The sequence below is a fragment of the Paenisporosarcina sp. genome, from assembly GCF_057785155.1.
Genome location: NZ_JBYNRN010000012.1, coordinates 392,805 through 413,325, shown reverse-complemented (window position 1 = coordinate 413,325; position 20,521 = coordinate 392,805). Strand labels below are relative to the sequence as shown.

The window sequence follows — 20,521 nt, the reverse complement described above, 5'->3', positions numbered from 1 at the left end:
AGTTGTTTTATGATTTAATAGCAGAAACTTTGACAATCTCAACTAACAGATCTGATAACTTTTCAAGCTCTTCAACTGGCATACGTTCATTTTTTGTATGGATTTCTTCATAACCGACAGAAAGATTGACTGTTGGGATCCCAAATCCAGCGATGATATTTGCATCACTGCCTCCACCACTTGCTGCTAATAAAGGCGTGCGTCCTACATTCTTAACAGCTTGTATCGCTACCTTTGTGACATGCTCTTCAGGACCAAAGCGGAAACCAGGGTACATAAGCTTCACATCCACTTCAGCTGATCCACCCATATCGGTAGCAACTTTTTCAAAGACCGATTGCATATGCTCCGTTTGTTTCTTTAGTTTGTCTTCCACAATTGAACGAGCTTCAGCTAAAATATGTACTTCATCACAAACGATGTTTGTTGCTCCCCCGCCCTCAAAACGACCGATATTTGCTGTAGTTTCTTCATCAATTCGTCCTAAAGACATTTTCGAAATGGCTTTTGCTGCAATATTAATTGCTGATATACCTTTTTCAGGAGCTACACCTGCGTGAGCAGTTTTCCCTCGAATCGTAGCCCAAATTTTAGCTTGATATGGTGCTGAAGTAACAATTCCGCCTACTTTTCCATCTGAATCGACAGCAAAACCATATTTGGCATTGATAAGTGAAGCATCAAGTTCCTTAGCTCCAGCTAAGCCACTCTCTTCGCCAGAAGTAATGATAAATTGAATATCTCCATGATCAATTGACTCTTCTTTTAAGCGTTTAACCATATCGAATAATGCTGCAATACCTGCTTTATCATCTGCACCCAAAATAGTTGTTCCATCTGAGTAAATATATCCGTCTTCACGTAATTCGGGCTTAATGCCTTTTCCAGGAACTACTGTGTCCATATGACAAGTAAAGTAGATTGGATCAACATCAGCTTTATTTCCCTTTAATGTCGCAATGAGATTGCCTGCGCCATGGCCACTTCTCGTAGCAGAATCATCTTCAATAACTTGAAAGCCTAACGCTTCCATTTTTGATTTTAAGATAGGTGCAATCACTTGCTCATGTTTTGTTTCAGAGTCGATCTGTACCAACTCGAAAAATTCGTCTATTAAACGTTGATTTGTCAAATGAAAAACTCCCTTATAGTGGAATATTACCGTGTTTCTTAGCTGGTCGTGATTCCTTCTTATTTCGCATCATATCAAGTGCTTGTATAAGCTTAATTCGAGTTTCTCGAGGGTCTATAACATCATCCACCATCCCACGAGCGGCAGCTACGTAAGGATTTGCGAATTTTTCACGATATTCCTCGATTTTTGTCGCACGCGTTTGTTCTGGATTGTCGCTTTGCGCGATTTCCCGGGAAAAGATTACGTTAGCTGCGCCTTGAGGACCCATCACGGCAATCTCTGCATTCGGCCAAGAAAACACTAAGTCTGCGCCAATTGATTTAGAGTTTAAAGCAACGTATGCGCCACCATAAGCCTTTCTTAAAATGACGGTCATTTTAGGAACAGTCGCTTCAGAGTATGCATACAAAATCTTCGCGCCATGACGAATAATTCCGCCATGCTCTTGCTTAATACCTGGGAAGAAACCAGTTACATCTTCAAACGTAATGATTGGGATGTTAAATGAATCACAAAAACGAATAAATCGTGCAGCCTTATCAGAAGAATCGATGTCTAATCCTCCTGCCATGACTTTCGGTTGATTACAAACTAACCCAACAACTTCACCTTTGATTCGCGCAAGTCCAATTACTACATTACGAGCGAATTCCTTTTGTACTTCCATAAACGAATCCTGATCTACTACTTGTTCGATTACTTTACGAATATCATACGGACGAATCGCATCAAATGGAATGACTTCCGTTAATTCTGGTCGGTAATCATCATTCATATCAGCTTCAAGTCTAGGTGGCTTTTCATCATTATTTTGTGGGAGATAACTTAACAAATCTCTCACTTGTTGTAAAATTTCTTGTTCGGTTTTCGCACGGAAATGGGCATTTCCACTAATTGCATTATGTACTTTTGAACCACCCAAATCCTCAGCTGATATTTTCTCACCCGTGACGGTTTCAATTACTTTGGGTCCAGTAATAAACATTTGGCTTGATTCATCCACCATAAATACAAAATCAGTGATTGCCGGAGAATAAACTGCACCTCCAGCACATGGTCCAAGGATGACAGAAATTTGTGGTATTACTCCAGAATAAATTGAATTTCGATAGAAAATTTGACCGTATCCATCTAAAGAAACGACACCTTCTTGAATACGTGCACCACCTGAATCGTTTAACCCAATAAACGGCGCGCCATTTTTAGCTGCTAGATCCATTACATTCGCAATTTTCATCGCATGCATTTCACCTAAAGCACCACCGAAGACCGTAAAATCTTGTGAAAATAAATAGATTGGGCGGCCATTAACTTTTCCGTATCCAGTTACAACCCCTTCACCTGGTCCCTTTTGCTTGTCCATCCCAAAATCAACCGTACGATGTTCAATAAAAGGATTCAACTCTACAAATGTACCTTGATCGACAAGTAAATCAATACGCTCTCGTGCGGTTAATTTACCTTTAGCATGTTGACGTTCAATACGTTCGTCTCCACCACCAAGTTCTATTTCACGTTTCCGATCATATAATTCACTAATTTTTTCATAAATGTCCATGTGTTTACTCCTTTAAACCTGTTTTGTCACAAAGTTCATATAAGACACCGAATGAAGATTTCGGATGTAAAAACGCTACCTGAGCACCACCCGCTCCAATTTTCGGTTGTTCATTTAAAACACGTATTCCTTTTTCGCGAAGTTCTTTCATTCGCTCTTCAATTCCTTCCACTCCAAAAGCGATATGATGTATACCCTCACCTTTTTTCTCAATAAAAGAATGGATGGCACTTTGTGTAGTCATTGGTTCAAGTAGTTCTAATTTAACGTTGCCAGCATCAATAAATGCTACGCGAACGGATTCTGATGCTACTTCCTCGATTTTTAAAACAGATAAACCGAGTGTTTCTGTATAATAAGGGATTGTTTCATCTAAATTTTTTACGGCGATGCCAATATGATCAACCTTTTTCAAAATAGCCACACCCTTCTGTATTCTCCATTCTCTATTGTACCGATTTCTTTTTGAAAACTCTACCTCTTGTGAATTTTTTCAGTTTCTACTAAACTTAAACTATCGTTCGTTAAAGGAGTTGTATCGTATGCGTAATGAAAATTTTCGTAAGTTCATCGTCTATTTAATGATTATCATGATGGTTTTATCTAGTGCCTTGTTTGGTCTAAGCTTATTCTTTTAATAAAAAACAGCTTCCGAGGAATTGTTATTCCTTAGAAGCTGTCTTTTTTTTCGTTTTAAATCCAACGAATTTTCGTTTAATGCGTAAATATTGTTCCATTTCTTCGATAAACTGATAAAGAGCAGCCATTGCCAAAAAGTTGTCATGATCTTTAGGAAGCGGCATTTTCGAGAACTCTTCTTTCACATCATCTAGTTTGGAAATAAAGGTATTCGCTGTATTCCCTGAATGAACATGATTAGCTAAATCCTCAATAAATTCACCTACGTGATGTGAATGTGAAATAGTGACTGGTAAAGCTGTGATTTTTGGAAGTACTCTTTCAATGATTTCAAATTGTTGTTCTCTCATATCAAAATATAAATAATAGAGATTTTGTCTTCGATTTAAATGGTTTTCAACATCTTGGTAAGCAAGTGCTTTACCTTTTTCAATGACTTCTGCTGCTTGTACAAGTTCTTTTCCATCCCAGTCTGAATCTCCATTACGTAAATAGAGTGCAATTTCATGAAATATTTTGGAATAAAGTGCTTCTAAATCTAAACGATATTTTTTTAGATCTTTATCGATACTTGGCATATACATATTGACCACTAAAGCCACACCAAAACCTACGGCCATTAATTGTGTTTCGTTCCATAGTAAAGACAAGGATAGCGATTTAGCATCAAATAAATGCAAGAGAATGACCACACTCGATACAAAACCATCTTGAAATTTTAACGAGACTAATGTCGGAATAAATAACAATAAAATAAGACCAAACACAAGTGGATGATAGGATATCCCTTCAAAGAATATGAAAGCAAATCCAACACCAATGACACTGGAAATAATACGAGCATATACCGCACGAACAGATTTCCTCTTCGTTGGTTGAATACATAAAACCGTCAAAATAAATGCTGAACTGTAGTAATCTAAATCTAAATACATCGCGATTAACATCGCAATACTCGCTCCAACCGCTGTTTTCAACGTTCGATACCCTATACGAAATTTATGTAAATCCATTCCACCATCACCCCCTTCTCAAAATAACGTAAGCAAAAGAGCACTGAATAACAGTGCTCTCGTTTTCTATCTTATAGCTCATCACAATGTTCTTCAAATAATGCTTGTATATGAGTAATTACGGACATTGGATCGTGACCTTCAATTTCATGACGACCGATCTCAGCAACAAGTGCTCCATCTTTCAATAAAACGAATGATGGGGATGACGGCAAGTGCTCATCTCCAAATAGCATACGGGCTTGAGCAGTAGCTTCTTTGTCTTGCCCTGCGAAAACTGTTACGAGATGATCGGGACGTTTATCATAATGAACAGCATTTGCAGCTGCTGGACGAGCTATTCCCCCAGCACAACCACATACTGAATTTATCATAACCAATGAAGTACCTTTACGAGAGAACGCTTGTTCTACTTCTTCAGGAGAAGTCAATTGTTCATACCCGCTTGCCTCCATTTCACCACGTGCTTGACGAACTATATCGTTCATTAATAAATTAAAATCCATATTCATTGTTAAAACTCCTCTCAAACTTCTGTATTAATAATAGCAGTTCATGAATACCCACGCAAAAACTAGGATTTATTGTCTAGAAAAAGTTGTTCAATTGCTTGTGAGACGGTTGTATTGCCTTTTAGTATCTCTGCTTCTAAGCTCTTAACAGTTGTTTTCGTATTAGGTTGCTCATAGAATTGATCCATTAAGCGATCGACAATCATTGTATGGAACCAATCTTTTGTTTGCGACTGCCTTCGTTCGGTGTAGAAACCTGATTTCATAAGTGTATTTTTAAAGGAACAAATAATCTGCCATGTTTCTTCAATTCCAACATAATCTTTTGATGAAGCGGGTATTGCTTTTGTTGCCCACCCTGGGCTAGCGGGTTGCAAAAAATGCAAAATTTGTTGGTACTCAGCGACTGTTTTCTTCGCCATTTTTGCATTGTCGCCATCAGCTTTGTGAACGATTAATAAATCCGCCAATTCCATTATTCCTTTTTTCATCCCTTGCAGTTCATCACCAGCACCGGTTAAAACTAACAATAAAAAGAAATCAACCATTCCCCGAACAATCGTTTCACTCTGACCGACGCCAACGGTTTCGATCAAAATCACATCGTAGCCCGCCGCTTCGCATAGCAACATCGTTTCTCGTGTTTTTTTATGAACGCCACCTAAAGTTCCAGCAGTTGGTGATGGACGAATAAAGGCATTTTCATGTCTCACAAGTTCTTCCATCCGCGTCTTATCTCCTAATATGCTTCCACCGGATATAGTGGAGCTAGGATCTATCGCTAACACCGCCACTTTAAAGCCTTCATCACATAAAAACTTGCCAAATGCTTCAATAAAAGTACTTTTACCAGCACCAGGTACTCCCGTGATTCCTATACGAATACTGTTGCCGGTGTGAGGTAATAGCTCTTGAAGTAAACGTTGCCCTGCACGTTTATCTGCAGAAACAGTACTTTCTAGTAAAGTAATGGCTTTGGCCAAATGGAGTCTAGAACCTTGACGAATTTCTCGTGAAAAATCATCGACAGAAATCTCATTTTTTTGAGACTTTCGAAATTGCTTTCGTGTTGCTTGCCCCATTCCATCATGAGTAGAATGAATGCCACTCATAACATGCATTGAATTTTTCTGTTGGTTCTCTTGACCATCCATTATTCCATCACTTCCTCATACCCGAGTCTTCTATAAATTTCTTCTATGACTTTACCAGCTGCTACTGGTATTACAGTTCCCGGTCCAAATATCGCTGAAGCTCCATTTTCTCGAAGGAAAGCATAATCTTGGGCAGGAATAACTCCACCGACGACAATTAAAATGTCTTCTCGACCCAATTTGCTTAATTCATCACGAAGTGATGGAACGAGTGTTATATGGCCAGCTGCTAACGAACTCACACCAATTACATGAACATCATTTTCTACTGCTTGTCGAGCCGTTTCGGCAGGAGTTTGGAATAACGGTCCCATATCTACGTCAAAGCCTAAGTCTGCAAAGGCAGTAGCAATTACTTTTGCCCCTCGGTCATGTCCATCTTGTCCCATTTTGGCGATCATAATTCGAGGTCGTCTGCCTTCGTTTTCTTTAAACTCATCGGTCATATGTTTAACGGCTTTTATTTCTTCTTCATTTGAGAAGTTCGAGCTATAAACTCCACTCACTGAACGAATCACCGCCTTATGTCTACCTGATACAAGTTCTATGGCATCAGAAATTTCACCAAGAGTTGCTCGAACTCTAGCTGCTTGAACTGCACATTCTAGTAAATTTTCAGTGCCTGTTTGAGCTGCAGAAGTTAGAGCAGTTAATGCAGCTGTTACTTCTGTTTCATTGCGCGTTTGTTTCATTTTTTCAATGCGGTCAATTTGTTTTTGACGAACCACGGTGTTATCAATATTTAATATTTCAATAGGATCTTCTTCTGATAAACGGAATTTATTAACGCCAATAATAATTTCTTTACCTGAATCGATTTGAGCTTGCTTTTTAGCAGCTGCCTCTTCAATCTTCATCTTTGGTAAACCTGTCTCAATCGCTTTTGCCATACCTCCAAGCTCTTCGATTTCCTCGATTAATGCCCAAGCTTTTTGCATTAACTCATCCGTCAGTTTTTCAACTGCATAAGAGCCGCCCCAAGGGTCAATAACCTTCGTCATCATCGTTTCTTCTTGTAAGAAGAGCTGAGTATTACGAGCTATACGTGCAGAGAAATCTGTCGGTAATGCGATCGCTTCGTCAAGTGCATTCGTATGAAGAGATTGCGTATGACCCATAGCAGCGGCATTTGCTTCGACTAATGTGCGAGTGACATTATTAAATGGGTCTTGTTCAGTCAAACTCCATCCAGAAGTTTGTGAATGTGTACGCAGTGCTAATGATTTTGGATTCTTCGGGTCAAACGTTTTCATCATTTGAGCCCAAATACGTCGAGCGGCTCTCATTTTTGCGATTTCCATAAAATAATTCATTCCAACCGCCCAGAAAAATGACAATCGTGGCGCAAATGAATCAATATCGATTCCAGCTTTAAGTCCTGTACGTACATACTCTAATCCATCAGCTAATGTATAGGCTAATTCAATGTCGGCTGTTGCTCCCGCTTCTTGCATGTGATAGCCAGAAATCGAAATGGAGTTAAACTTTGGCATTAACTTCGACGTATATTCAAAAATATCGGCGATAATTTTCATCGACATTTCAGGTGGATAAATATATGTATTTCTTACCATATATTCTTTTAATATGTCATTTTGAATGGTTCCAGCAAGTTGCTCAGGTGAGACGCCTTGTTCTTCAGCAGTCACGATATAGAATGCGAGAATTGGTAAAACGGCTCCGTTCATTGTCATCGAAACAGACATTTGATCCAGTGGTATGCCATCGAACAAAATTTTCATATCTTCAATAGAATCAATAGCCACCCCAGCTTTCCCAACGTCACCTGTCACACGGGGATGGTCTGAGTCATAACCTCTATGTGTAGCTAAGTCAAAAGCGACTGACAAGCCCTTTTGCCCCATGGCAAGGTTACGACGATAAAATGCGTTACTTTCTTCAGCAGTAGAAAATCCAGCGTATTGACGCACAGTCCATGGACGTGACACATACATAGACGGATATGGCCCTCTTGTATTTGGAGCTATCCCTGGCAGATCTTGTGTATGTTCAAGTGATGAGATATCATTCTTTGAATATCTTTGTTGTATTTGAATGCCTTCATTCGTTAAAAATGGATCCGCAATATTTTTGTTTAATTGGTTATTAGAGAGAATAGTTTCGATTTGAATCGATTTAAAATCAGGTTTCATCTGTGTGACCTCCTGCTTCATTCCAATGAACAAGTTCTTGCATTTTAGCAATTATGTCTTGTCCCGCATAAATACTGCCATTTAGTCCAAGGTCTTTCCAAGTTGTTTCTTCTTCAAATTTACCTGCAACATCCAAGAACATCTCATTAGATTTCAGTTCTAGCAAAGATGGCATAATTTCCTTCGTTAAACCATCCTTAGCAGCAACAACTGCATAAGCAATCTCATTCTTTTTCAACCAGTGCCATGCATCTTCTACCTTTTCAAAAACTGGACTCATTAAAGGATCCAATCCTCCTGCTTGTAAAAATCCTTGAACGAAATCAGCTCTTGGTTTCACTTCTTTTAACAAACCAAATGAGACAACCGCGGATTTCAAAGAGTTAGTTTGGAATTTTTCTCTAAGGTTTTCAAAAGGCACTGCTAGTCGATCAACGTCTTCATTCATGACTGATGGACTTACGATATCACTTGGATTAGCATACATATTTGTCCCGATTAACGATGCTTTGCGAGTTGAAAGAGCCGTTTTTCTCTTTGAATGAACTTCATGTACAAGATCCATTAAATAATTTTCACGCGAAGTTTCTTCCATTGACTGGATTTTAATAAACAACCCCCATGATTCACGCACTAAATCAGACGTTAGTGACTCGATATAGTAAGATCCCGAAGATGGATCAATGAATTTGCTTATCATCGTTTCTTCTCGAATAACTAATTGAACATTACGAGCAATTCGCTCAGATGTTAACGTGCTGCCTGTTAATACATCATGAGGATAAACCATTAAAGCATCTGCACCGCCAAGCACTGCTGAAAAAGCAGCATTGCCAGCTCGCAGTAAATTCACCGTATCATCGAGTTTCGAATAGGAACGCAAAGAAGTATCAGCGAATAATGGAATATTTGTCTCATCCACTCCGTATGCGGAGATAAACGCTTTCCATAACACACGGAACGCTCTCAATTTTGCAATTTCCATAAAGAAATTCGTATCTACTGAAAATTGAACAGCCAGAGAAGATGAAAAGTCTGGTGTATTTTCAGCTATTTTTGCAAATGAAAGCAAGGCACCTGTTAACTCATGTATTGCTGTCCCACCCGCATAATGAATTTTACTCGTAGAAACGAGCATATTTACGGATGGAATGGAAATCCCTTTTACATAACCTGTTACTCCTTGTAACTCTTCCTTGGATAGAAGTGAGAAGACCCCTAAAATTGAATCATTTTCATTTTCAACGGAAAAATAAAACGGATTTTTTTTGATTAAGTCCTTTAATTGATTTAGTTCTTCAGAACTCCATTCAAAGGATGATGTTGAAGCCAAATAAACAATCATATCATTGCCACGGCTTAGTTGATCGACAGTTTTTTGTAAGAATTCATGTGCTGACGTTGCAACGGCCGGTTGTGCAATCATCCATTTCGAATCTTGTTTTACTGAAGAAATCATTTCAGAGTAATTTAATGACTTATTCAGATGTTCTTCTGTATATAGTGGTTGAAGTTGGATTCCTTCAAAGGTTGGAGTGATTAATTTATCGAATGATTGACCTTTAAGTGAGTGAACGGCTTCTACTTTCCAGTCGTCGTAAGAAGCATTTGGAAATTTTATAGTTTTCATTTTTGTGATTGTCATGTGGATGCTTTCGCGTCCCTCCTTTAGATCTGTTGCTTACTTCTAGTCTAACTTAGAAAGGGCTTTCATAAAAGCAAAAAAAGCCCGATGACCGAGAGTTTCGGCATCGGACTTTATTGATAAGTTTAGTTTCAAGTTAAAGCTCTAACGAATGTTAAACATACTTTCTACGAAAAGTAGGTTTCACAATCCGCAAGAGGTCTACTTAAAACTCTTCATTAATAAACAGAAGTGTTTTCTTTTGTCATGTTTTCAAGAATTTCTTTCACACGCGCAAGGAAACGTCCACAAACTAATCCATCAAGAACTCGGTGATCAAGTGATAAACATAGATTTACCATATCACGAGGTGCAATCATGCCGCCCGCCATAATAACTGGACGTTTAACAATAGATTCCACTTGAAGAATTGCTGCTTGTGGGTAATTAATGATACCCATTGATTGAATAGAACCAAATGATCCTGTGTTATTAACAGTAAATGTACCACCTTGCATTTCATCAGATTTCAACTTACCTGCACGTACTTTAGCTGCAAGTTCATTAACTTCACGACCAATACCTTTAATGGTTTTTTCATCTGCGTTTTTAATAACCGGAACATACAATGCATCTTCAGTTGCTACAGCGATTGAGATGTTAATATCTTTTTTCTGTACGATTTTGTCGCCCGCCCACATTGAATTCATCATTGGGAATTCTTTTAATGCTTGAGAAACAGCTTTGACGAAGAATGCAAAGTAAGTAACATTAAATCCTTCTTTTTTCTTGAATTCATTTTTGATGGAATCACGGTATTGAACAAGGTTCGTAACATCTACTTCAATCATTGTCCATGCATGTGGTGCTTCGTGTTTACTACGTAACATATTAGCGGCAATTGCTTTACGAATACCTGTAACAGGAATTTCGATATCGCCTTCGGCAACAGGTACATTTGCTGCTGCAGCTGGTTTCGAAGCAGCCGGTTGAGATGGTGCTGATACTGTTTCTTTTTGAGGAGCAACTTGTTCAGCTTTAGCAGTTGGGATGTTCCCACTTTCGATAATTGCTTGTAAATCTTTACGCGTAATACGCCCTTCATTTCCCGTACCTTCTACAAGTGTTAAGTCGATATCGTTTTCTTGAGCAAGTTTTAAGACCGCTGGAGAATAACGAGCTTTTGACCCTTTTTCACGTTGAACAGGAGCTGCCGTTTTTTTCGATTCAGCAGCTGGCATTTCAGCGGCTGTTTCTTTTTCGGCAGGAGCATCTTCAGGAGTTGATTCTTCAGTAGAAGCGCCACCTTCAGTTTCGATTGTACAAACTACGGCACCTACTGCTAAAGTTTCGCCTTCTGTAGCGATTAGTTCTTTGATGACACCTGTAAATGATGAAGGAATTTCAGCTGTAACTTTATCTGTATTCACTTCTGCAAGTGAATCATATTTATTCACTTTGTCACCCGGTTGAACCAACCATTTTTCGATTGTTCCTTCTGTTACGGATTCACCGAGTTGAGGCATTTTAATTTGTTCGATTGCCAATTGTAACTCCTCCTTTCAGGTTAAAATTCTGCAAGTTCACGCATTGCTTTTTCAACTTTATCTGGGTTAATCATAAAGAACTTTTCCATTGTCGGTGCATATGGCATTGCAGGTACATCAGGTCCTGCTAAACGTTTAATCGGTGCATCTAAATCAAACAAGCAGTTTTCAGCAATGATTGCTGCTACTTCACCCATAATGCTACCTTCCATATTGTCTTCAGTGACAAGTAGTACTTTTCCTGTTTTTGAAGCAGCTTCAATAATTGCTTCTTTATCTAATGGATAAATTGTACGCAAATCTAGAATATGTGCAGAAATTCCGTCTTGCTCTAAACGTTCTGCAGCTTGCAGTGCAAAGTGGACAGCAAGTCCGTATGTGATTACGGTAATATCTTCACCTTCACGTTTAACGTCTGCTTTACCAATTTCGATTGTGTAATCATCTTCAGGCACTTCACCTTTGATTAATCGGTAAGCGCGTTTGTGCTCGAAGAACATAACTGGATCATCATCACGAATAGCAGCTTTTAGTAAGCCTTTTGCATCGTAAGGTGTGGAAGGAATCACGATTTTCAAACCAGGTTGGTTTGCAAAGATCGCTTCAACAGATTGTGAATGGTAAAGTGCACCGTGAATTCCCCCACCAAAAGGTGCACGGAAAACGATTGGACAAGACCAGTCATTATTTGAACGGTAACGAATTCGAGAAGCTTCAGAAATGATTTGGTTAACGGCTGGCATGATAAAATCAGCAAATTGCATTTCTGCAATTGGACGCATACCGTACATTGCAGCACCAATTCCGACACCTGCGATTGCAGATTCTGCTAATGGAGTATCCATTACGCGATCTTCTCCAAATTGATCGTATAAACCTTGAGTAGCTTTGAATACGCCACCTTTACGTCCTACGTCTTCACCAAGTACAAAGACGTTTTCATCACGTTCCATCTCTTCTTTCATTGCGAGTGTAATTGCGTCAATATAAGACATAACTGCCATTATGCGTTCCCCCCGTCTTTTTCAGCATAGACGTATTTTAAAGCATCTTCTGGTGCAGCGTATGGCGCGTTCTCTGCATAATCCGTTGCTTCATTTACTTCTTTCATAATGCGATCATTTAACTCTTTTTCAATTTCTTCAGTAAGGATGTTCAATTCTGTTAAATAAGCAGCGAACTTACCAATTGGATCAGCCGCTTGCCCTTCAGCAAGATCTTCAGCTGTGCGATATTGACGTTGATCATCATCAGAAGAGTGAGCTGTTAATCGATGTGAAATGGCTTCGATAAGAGTTGGACCTTCCCCGTTACGGGCACGGTCAGCAGCTTCTTTTACCACTTTATAAACTTCTAAAGGATCTGTTCCATCAACGGTGAAACCAGGCATTCCATAACCAATTGCACGATCTGAAACGTTTTTAGCAGCTACTTGTCTGTCGTAAGGAACTGAAATTGCATATTTATTGTTTTCAACCATAGTTATACAAGGTAATTTATGAACACCGGCAAAGTTTAATCCTTCATGGAAATCACCTTGGTTAGATGAACCTTCACCTAATGTCACGAAAGTAACGAAATCTTTTTGTTTTATTTTACCTGCTAATGCAACACCCACAGCATGAGGAAGTTGAGTAGTTACAGGTGAAGAACCTGTTAAAATACGATTTTTCTTTTGTCCAAAGTGGCCAGGCATTTGACGTCCACCCGAGTTTGGATCTTCCGCTTTAGCAAACGCTGAAAGCATCAAATCGCGAGCTGTCATACCGAAGTGTAAAACTACACCCATATCACGGTAATAAGGAGCGATATAATCTTTCGTGTTATCTAGTGCGAAAGCAGCTCCAACTTGAGTCGCTTCTTGTCCTTGACAAGAAATAACGAAAGGAATTTTACCAGCACGGTTCAATAACCACATACGCTCATCAACACGACGAGCCATTAGCATTGTTTCAAAAATTTTAAGTACGTCATCATTTGATAACCCTAATTCTTCATGACGATTAGTTGCCATTTGTACATCCCCCTTTTTGAATATCAGAAATTACATATGAATCGCTTTACCTTCAACTGCTAGTGCCGCTTCGCCCATAACTTCTGAAAGTGTTGGGTGAGGGTGAATAGTAGAAGCAATTTCCCAAGGTGTTGCATCAAGTAACATTGCAAGTCCTGCTTCAGAAATCATATCCGTAACATGTGGTCCAATCATATGAACACCTAGGATATCGTTCGTTTTTTTATCAGCGATGATTTTAACAAATCCGTCAGACTCACCGTAAACCAATGCTTTCCCAATGGCTTTAAACGAAAACTTACCTACTTTAACATCAAAGCCTTTTTCTTTAGCTTGTTGTTCAGTAATTCCTACACTTGCAGCTTCTGGATTTGAATAAATACAACGAGATACTAAGTTATAATCGATGGCATGCGTTTTTTGTCCTGAAATATGCTCAACAGCTGTAATTCCTTCATGAGAAGCTACATGAGCTAACTGCAATCCGCCAATTACATCTCCAATCGCATATATATGAGACTCTTTTGTTTGGAAAGTATCTTTAACTTGAATAAAGCCGTTTTCAACAATAATATCCGTATTTTCAATACCAATACCCTCAACATTCGCTTGACGTCCAACAGAAACTAACATTTTCTCTGCAGTAAACGCTGTCGTTTCACCTTTTAATTCAGCTGATATTGTGACAGAATCCTTTGTTGTTTCTAAAGAATCAGCTAAAACCTTAGCACTTGTCGCAAATTTAATGCCTTTTTTAGTTAATAATTTTTGCATTTCCTTAGAAATGTCAGCATCTTCAGTTGGGATAATGCGATCAGCGTATTCAATTACCGTAACTTCAACGCCGAAATCATTTAACATCGAAGCCCATTCAATCCCGATAACCCCTCCACCGACAATTAAAATCGATTTAGGTAATTCCGTCATCATCAATGCTTCGTCTGAACTCATTACCTGAGTTCCATCAATTGTTAAACCTGGTAGTGATCGTGGTCTTGAACCAGTTGCGATGACTACGTTTTTAGGAATTAACATTTCGTTTTCTTCTCCACTATTCATTTCTACTGAAATGGTACCACCTGGAGATGGTGAGAAAATAGATGGTCCTAACATACGGCCAGTACCTTCAAATACATCAATTTTTCCTTTTTTCATCAAACCTTGAACACCTTGATGAAGTTGGGAAACAATACTTTCTTTACGAGCTTGAACGCGTGAAAAATCTAATGAAACTTCACCAGTATTCACTCCGAAATCTGCCGCATGGTTTTTAGTCGTTGCGTAAACTTCAGCACTGCGAAGTAATGCTTTACTTGGGATACAGCCTTTATGAAGACATGTTCCACCTAAGTTACCTTTTTCAACAATTGCTGTTTTAAGACCTAATTGTGCAGAACGAATAGCAGCTACATAGCCACCTGTTCCTCCACCAATTATGACTACATCATAATTTTTTGCCATATGCTTATCCTCCTTTTACTTTGAATTCGGATAAACCTTCGCTTGTTCCTCACCGTTTAAAACACGAATCGCACCTTCAGTTAAAGCTTGCAATTCATTTTCACCAGGATGAACAATCACATCAGCAATCCAATTCACTCGTTTCGAAATAGCTTCGACAAAATCTTTCCCATATGCTAAACCACCAGTTAAGATAATCGCATCGATTTTTCCTTCTAATACAGCACTCGCAGAACCAATTTCTCGAGCTACTTGATACGCCATAGCATCATATACAAGCTCTGCTTCTTGGTCACCCTTAGCAATTCTCTTTTCAACTGCTACAGCATCATTGGTTCCTAAATAACTAACTAACCCGCCTTGACCGACTAATTTCTTCATGATTTCATGGCGATAGTATTCACCCGAAAAACATAAATCAATTAAATCGCCTGCAGGAACCGTACCTGCACGTTCTGGACTAAATGGACCGTCACCATGCAAGCCATTATTCACTTCTACTACTCGTCCATTTTCATGAACTCCTACAGTGATACCGCCACCCATATGAGTAACGATTAATCGCATATCTTCATATGCTTTACCACATTGTTTAGCATATCGTCGTGCAACAGCTTTCTGATTGAGTGCATGGAAAATAGATTTTCGTTCAATTAACGAAAACCCTGAAATGCGGGCTATTGGATTTAACTCATCCACAACGACTGGATCGACGATGTATGAAGGAATATTTAAACCTGTTGCAATTTCAAATGCTAAAATCCCACCTAAATTTGAAGCATGTTGTCCTGAAAAACCTTTTTTCAAATCTTTAAGCATTTCTTCATTAACCGCATAAGTACCACCTTCAATTGGACGAAGCAGGCCGCCTCTACCACAAACGGCCGATAACTTCGAAATGTTGATTCCTTCTTCATCCAATGCTTCTAAAATGGTTTCCTTACGAAATTCATATTGATCAATGATTGAAGAAAACTTGCCGATTTCTTCCGAAGAATGTCGGATCGTTTTCTCCATCAATAAAACATCGTTTTCAAAAACACCAATTTTTGTAGAAGTGGAACCTGGGTTGATAACAAGAATGCGATATGAATGTTCTTGCACAATGATTCCTCCCAAAAGACGTGATTAACGTCCGCTTAAAATATGTTTGCCATTTTGTAAGAATTGGCTACGTGATTTACCCACACGAGCAATACGCTCTTCTGCTAAACGGTCAGCTGCTAAGTAAGTAGGAATTCCTTCAGTACGTGAAATCTCCATTACTTTTGCAATGCTGTCATATACTGTTTCAACACGCTTCATCGCGCGCTCGCGGTTATAACCATATAATTCATCTGCTACGTTAATAACTCCACCTGAATTAATTACGTAATCTGGAGCATAAACAATTCCAAGTTCATGTAATTGATCACCATGTCTCGTTTCTTTCAACTGGTTATTAGCTGCACCAGCAACTACTTTAGCTTTTAATTGTGGAATCGTTTCGTCATTAATAATCGCACCTAATGCACATGGAGCAAAAATATCAACGTCTTGTGAGTAAATTTCATCAGTGTTTACTGCAGTAGCTCCAAATTCATTTACAACACGGTCAACTGAAGCTTGATTAATATCAGTAACAATTAATATTGCACCTTCTTCATGTAAATGACGGCATAAATTATATGCAACGTTACCTACACCTTGAACTGCAACGCGTTTGCCTTCTAAAGAATCACTACCGAATGCTTCCATTGCAGCGGCTTTCATACCACGGTATACACCATAAGCTGTTACAGGAGATGGATTACCTGAAGATCCGAATGCTGGAGAAATCCCAGTTACATAATTTGTTTCTTCATGAATTAAGTCCATATCTGCTACAGTAGTACCAACATCTTCAGCAGTTATGTAACGACCGTTTAGACCTTGAATAAAACGACCGAAAGCACGGAACATTTCTTCGTTTTTATCTTTTAATGGATCTCCGATAATAACTGTTTTACCACCACCAAGATTTAAGCCAGCAGCTGCATTTTTGTATGTCATTCCTTTTGCTAGACGAAGTGCATCTTCAATTGCTTCTTCTTCTGTTGCGTAATTCCACATACGAGTACCACCAAGGGCAGGTCCTAATGTTGTATCATGAATGGCAATAATAGCTTTTAATCCTGAAGTCTTATCTTGGCAAAACACCAATTGTTCGTAATCATATTTCTCCATATATTTGAAAATTTCCATTGTAAATTCCTCCTATAATAGATGTTTATTTTTGTGATGAGCAAATAGCTAATGCAAGTGAATTCAGTTTACTGTCTGCACTATCTGCACGTGAAGTTAAAACGATTGGAGCTTTTGCACCTTCAATAACTGCACCGACTTTTGCTTTTGCAAAATAAACAAGTGATTTGTACAAAATATTTCCAGCTTCGATTGATGGGACTAACAAAATATCTGCTCGTCCAGCATGTTCACCTGAAATGCCTTTGTGTTGGGCAGCTTCTACTGAAATAGCATTATCTAAAGCTAAAGGTCCATCAATAATACAGCCTTTTATTTGACCACGCATATTCATGCTTACTAGTGCTGCTGCGTCTAAGGTTGGCTGCATATTTGGATTTACTGTTTCTACTGCTGCTAAAGGTGCCACGATTGGATTACTAACTCCTACGGCATGTGCTACTTTAACTGCATTTTGAATAATTTGAGCTTTTTGAGATAAATCCGGAGCAATATTCATTGCCGCATCCGTTACAAAAATCAGACGATCATAACCGTTAATTTCAAATGCAGCCACATGAGAAAGTACTTTTCCAGTTCGTAATCCAAAATCAGGATTCAATACAGCTTTTAAAATTACTGCTGTTGGAATATGACCTTTCATTAATACATTTGCTTCATTCAAACGAACTGACTTCACTGCAGCTAAAGCAGCTTGTTGAGCGTCCTTAACATGCTGCGTATAAATCCTCGGATGATTCACTAAATGCGGGTAATGTTCGTTAATTAAAGCTTTTAGCTTAGGTTCGTCATCGTAAAGACGGAAACTAGCCATTTCGAGTTCAATTGCCAAACTTACAGCTTCTAAAACTTCAAGATCCGCAGCAGCTGCAACCGCTACGACATTTTCTGTAGACTCAGATGCTTGGCGAATTAAATCTTCTAATTTCATTTGTAATCACCTCACCACTCATAATTTAATCATAATATCGCCTTATAAGACAACGATGAAAACGCTTTATTCTACTCATTTTCGCCTTTTCTTGCATGCAAATTGTTGCAAACCATGCAATTCTTTGCACAACTCGTTAATCCAATTCATATTTTTCTAATTTGTAGTAGAGCGTTCTAAGTGAAATCCCTAGATTTTTAGCTGTTTTCGATTTGTTGCCACCCGTATTTCTTAATGTAGATGATAGGATCTCTTTCTCAATTCTTTCAATTTGATCTGCAAGCGGAAGAATTGGTTGATTTAATTGATTCATTTGAGATTCGGAAGGCTTCATCATTGAGATTGGCAAGTGGTGATCATCTAATATGGATTCAGTCGGCTTCATAAAAATCATTCCACGGCTAATAACATTTTCTAATTCCCTTACATTGCCTGGCCAATCATAAACTCGCAAGCGATTGTAGGCTACTTCAGAAATCAATTCTACATTACGACCATACTCTTGATTTAACTTTACTAATAAACGTTCAGCGATAGCTTTAATATCTGTCTTACGATGTCTTAAAGGTGGAATTTGAATTGGCATTCGATTTAAACGATAATACAAATCCTCTCTAAATGTTCCTTCAAGCATCGCTTTTTCCATGTGTATATTGGTTGCTGCAATAACTCTTACATCAATAGGTATCGCTTTTGTCCCACCCACACGAACAATTTCACCATCTTGTAAAACACGTAATAGTTTGACTTGGGTACTACTTGAAAGTTCGCCAATTTCGTCTAAAAAGATACTACCGTGATTCGCCTCTTCGAATAATCCACGTTTCTCTCCACGTTTTGCACCTGTAAATGCGCCTTCTTCATAACCAAATAATTCACTTTCTAATAAATGTTCAGCAATGGCTGCACAATTAACACGTACGAATTTGTTGTATTTTCGATCACTCGCACTGTGTATAGCATGAGCAAATAGCTCTTTACCGGTACCAGATTCACCCCGAAGTAATACAGTGACAGGTGTTTTAGCGGCTAGCTTCGCTTGATCAATTGAAATCTTCATTTCTTTTGAATCGCCAATGATGTCATCAAACGTATATTTTGACTCTAACGTCCGGATAATACTCCTCGCTCGATCCAATTCCTTCATAAGTGAACGAATTTCTGTCATATCATGGATAACCCCAACACTACCTTTTAATCGATTGTTAACGATAATTGGTGCAACATTAACGATCACTTCACGTTTTGCTGGTCCGACTCGCATGTTTACTCCTCGAATCGCTTTCCTCGTTTGAAGTACTTTTAAATGCATACTTTCACCTTCACTAATATCTGCAGTTGCTGGCTTACCTATGATGTCTTCAGTCTCAAGACCAGTAATTCGAGTGTAAGCAGGATTAATGAGTAAGCCCTTCCCATCTTCATCAACGACAGAAATCGCATCATCACTTGATTGAATGATCGCTTGTAGCATGGTCTGAATTTCCTTCAAATTGGTTATTTCTTCAGCTAAGTTCACCACTTCTGTTATGTCTTTGAAAATGGAAAATGCGCCAATTCGCTCGCCTTGTTCATTCACAACAGGAAATCTAGATGTGACAATTTTTGCTCCATTGCTTAAAACTAATTCCTTATTTAATTCGGTTCTTCCACTTTCAAAAATCCGTGGGAGTGCGCTTGTTGGAATAACTTCATAAATGTGTTTTCCTACAGCATCCTCCGCAGTTACATCTGTCATGCGAGCCGCACTTTTATTGAAAAAGTTTATAATACTATTTTTATCAACTCCGACCATGCCTTCGTCAATTGAGTTGAAAATTAATTGTTGCTGATGGGCATGTTCTTTTGTTAACTGAAGCAACGTATCTTTTTCGGTTAATAAGCGGACAAGCATATTAGCGACACTACCAGGGATAAGAACTACATGGTCTTGTTTGGCTTTAAGGAGCGCTTGGTATACTTCAGTTTGTCCCGTTAAATCAAAAATCATATGTAAATCATTGTTGATATATTTGCGCCAATCATCATCAACTGTGATTTGATGTTGTTTAGCAATTTCTAACGCTGAAGCATTCTTATTAATATCAATAATAGCTTCCACTTCAAAAAATTCAGCTGATAAGAGTAACTTTAAAATAGCAGTTCCTCCAATGCCCCCACCAACAATCAACACTTTTTGCAAAGACATTCAAAACACCCCGTTAACTATATGCAATCTATTGCAAATTCTATTTCTATCATACAAGATTCTCCTTGTCTTGACAAAGATATAGCGGCTAGTAAAATACAATGAAGAGGAGTGATTGTCAGATGGCTAGAATGCTCGCTTTCATCGTTTTACTAATCCCAGGTCTCTTAGCAGCCGGGGGAATTAAATTGATAAGAGATACTTTTTTTGGAAAGTTAATTGGACCCATCCCCTTTTTATGGCTTCAAATGGTGATTGGGATTTTATTCTTAATTATCGGTTTAGGTTTTTTTGCAGGATTTTTATTACACCGTGATCGTAAAAACGGGAAAGTACAAGCTAAGTTTGCAAAAAAAAAGGAATCCTAAT

The 20,521-nt window shown here is 38.6% G+C and carries 18 protein-coding genes; 2 read left to right on the top strand and 16 right to left on the bottom strand.

Annotated features, from left to right (window positions below; genetic code table 11):
• Positions 1–7 precede the first annotated feature (7 nt).
• The 3 genes from AC3EA5_RS05315 to mce are packed head-to-tail and all read right to left on the bottom strand — an operon-like array spanning position 8 to position 3,108.
• Complete coding sequence (locus AC3EA5_RS05315) at positions 8–1,132, bottom strand: M20/M25/M40 family metallo-hydrolase (RefSeq protein WP_488607369.1); 1,125 nt, start codon at positions 1,130–1,132, stop codon at positions 8–10.
• Between the two features lie 13 nt (positions 1,133–1,145).
• Complete coding sequence (locus AC3EA5_RS05310; RefSeq protein ID WP_488607368.1) at positions 1,146–2,693, bottom strand: acyl-CoA carboxylase subunit beta; 1,548 nt, start codon at positions 2,691–2,693, stop codon at positions 1,146–1,148.
• 4 nt (positions 2,694–2,697) lie between these two features.
• Positions 2,698–3,108: a methylmalonyl-CoA epimerase gene (mce, locus tag AC3EA5_RS05305; RefSeq protein ID WP_488607367.1), complete on the bottom strand. Its 411-nt coding sequence runs from the start codon at positions 3,106–3,108 to the stop codon at positions 2,698–2,700.
• A gap of 127 nt (positions 3,109–3,235) precedes the next feature.
• Here mce and prli42 point away from each other — a divergent pair, with 127 nt between their 5' ends.
• On the top strand, positions 3,236–3,331 hold the full coding sequence (prli42, locus tag AC3EA5_RS05300) for a stressosome-associated protein Prli42 (protein WP_488607366.1): 96 nt from the start codon (positions 3,236–3,238) through the stop codon (positions 3,329–3,331).
• A gap of 24 nt (positions 3,332–3,355) precedes the next feature.
• Here prli42 and AC3EA5_RS05295 read toward each other — a convergent pair whose 3' ends face one another.
• The 13 genes from AC3EA5_RS05295 to AC3EA5_RS05235 all read right to left on the bottom strand — a co-directional run bounded on the left by AC3EA5_RS05295 (position 3,356) and on the right by AC3EA5_RS05235 (position 20,152).
• Positions 3,356–4,345, bottom strand: coding sequence for an aromatic acid exporter family protein (locus AC3EA5_RS05295; RefSeq protein ID WP_488607365.1), 990 nt, complete (start codon positions 4,343–4,345; stop codon positions 3,356–3,358).
• Between the two features lie 71 nt (positions 4,346–4,416).
• Complete coding sequence (locus AC3EA5_RS05290; protein ID WP_488607364.1) at positions 4,417–4,857, bottom strand: BrxA/BrxB family bacilliredoxin; 441 nt, start codon at positions 4,855–4,857, stop codon at positions 4,417–4,419.
• Positions 4,858–4,919: 62 nt separating this feature from the next.
• Positions 4,920–6,011: a methylmalonyl Co-A mutase-associated GTPase MeaB gene (gene meaB / locus AC3EA5_RS05285; protein ID WP_488607363.1), complete on the bottom strand. Its 1,092-nt coding sequence runs from the start codon at positions 6,009–6,011 to the stop codon at positions 4,920–4,922.
• Complete coding sequence (gene scpA / locus AC3EA5_RS05280; RefSeq protein WP_488607362.1) at positions 6,011–8,164, bottom strand: methylmalonyl-CoA mutase; 2,154 nt, start codon at positions 8,162–8,164, stop codon at positions 6,011–6,013. Before scpA ends, meaB begins: the two co-directional genes overlap by 1 nt.
• Positions 8,154–9,794, bottom strand: coding sequence for a methylmalonyl-CoA mutase family protein (locus tag AC3EA5_RS05275; protein ID WP_488607361.1), 1,641 nt, complete (start codon positions 9,792–9,794; stop codon positions 8,154–8,156). Before AC3EA5_RS05275 ends, scpA begins: the two co-directional genes overlap by 11 nt.
• Positions 9,795–10,027: 233 nt before the next feature.
• Positions 10,028–11,335 (bottom strand): dihydrolipoamide acetyltransferase family protein, encoded by a 1,308-nt coding sequence (locus AC3EA5_RS05270; RefSeq protein ID WP_488607360.1) that lies wholly within the window; start codon positions 11,333–11,335, stop codon positions 10,028–10,030.
• A gap of 20 nt (positions 11,336–11,355) precedes the next feature.
• Positions 11,356–12,339, bottom strand: a complete 984-nt coding sequence (locus AC3EA5_RS05265) for an alpha-ketoacid dehydrogenase subunit beta (RefSeq protein WP_394187824.1) — start codon at positions 12,337–12,339, stop codon at positions 11,356–11,358.
• Complete coding sequence (locus AC3EA5_RS05260; RefSeq protein WP_488607359.1) at positions 12,339–13,349, bottom strand: thiamine pyrophosphate-dependent dehydrogenase E1 component subunit alpha; 1,011 nt, start codon at positions 13,347–13,349, stop codon at positions 12,339–12,341. Before AC3EA5_RS05260 ends, AC3EA5_RS05265 begins: the two co-directional genes overlap by 1 nt.
• A gap of 30 nt (positions 13,350–13,379) precedes the next feature.
• The gene (lpdA, locus tag AC3EA5_RS05255; RefSeq protein WP_488607358.1) at positions 13,380–14,810 is read right to left on the bottom strand and encodes a dihydrolipoyl dehydrogenase; all 1,431 of its coding nucleotides are present in this window, start codon (positions 14,808–14,810) and stop codon (positions 13,380–13,382) included.
• 15 nt (positions 14,811–14,825) lie between these two features.
• A complete protein-coding gene (gene buk, locus AC3EA5_RS05250; protein ID WP_488607357.1) occupies positions 14,826–15,914 on the bottom strand; it encodes a butyrate kinase in 1,089 nt (362 codons plus the stop codon).
• Positions 15,915–15,938: 24 nt separating this feature from the next.
• A complete protein-coding gene (bcd, locus tag AC3EA5_RS05245) occupies positions 15,939–17,033 on the bottom strand; it encodes a branched-chain amino acid dehydrogenase (RefSeq protein WP_394187817.1) in 1,095 nt (364 codons plus the stop codon).
• 25 nt (positions 17,034–17,058) lie between these two features.
• A complete protein-coding gene (yqiS, locus tag AC3EA5_RS05240; protein ID WP_488607356.1) occupies positions 17,059–17,964 on the bottom strand; it encodes a phosphate butyryltransferase in 906 nt (301 codons plus the stop codon).
• A gap of 136 nt (positions 17,965–18,100) precedes the next feature.
• Positions 18,101–20,152: a sigma-54 interaction domain-containing protein gene (locus AC3EA5_RS05235; protein ID WP_488607355.1), complete on the bottom strand. Its 2,052-nt coding sequence runs from the start codon at positions 20,150–20,152 to the stop codon at positions 18,101–18,103.
• A gap of 122 nt (positions 20,153–20,274) precedes the next feature.
• On the opposite strand from AC3EA5_RS05235, the gene AC3EA5_RS05230 reads away from it, so the two are divergent.
• Positions 20,275–20,520 (top strand): DUF2627 domain-containing protein, encoded by a 246-nt coding sequence (locus AC3EA5_RS05230; protein ID WP_394187811.1) that lies wholly within the window; start codon positions 20,275–20,277, stop codon positions 20,518–20,520.
• The last annotated feature ends 1 nt before the right edge of the window (position 20,521 follow it).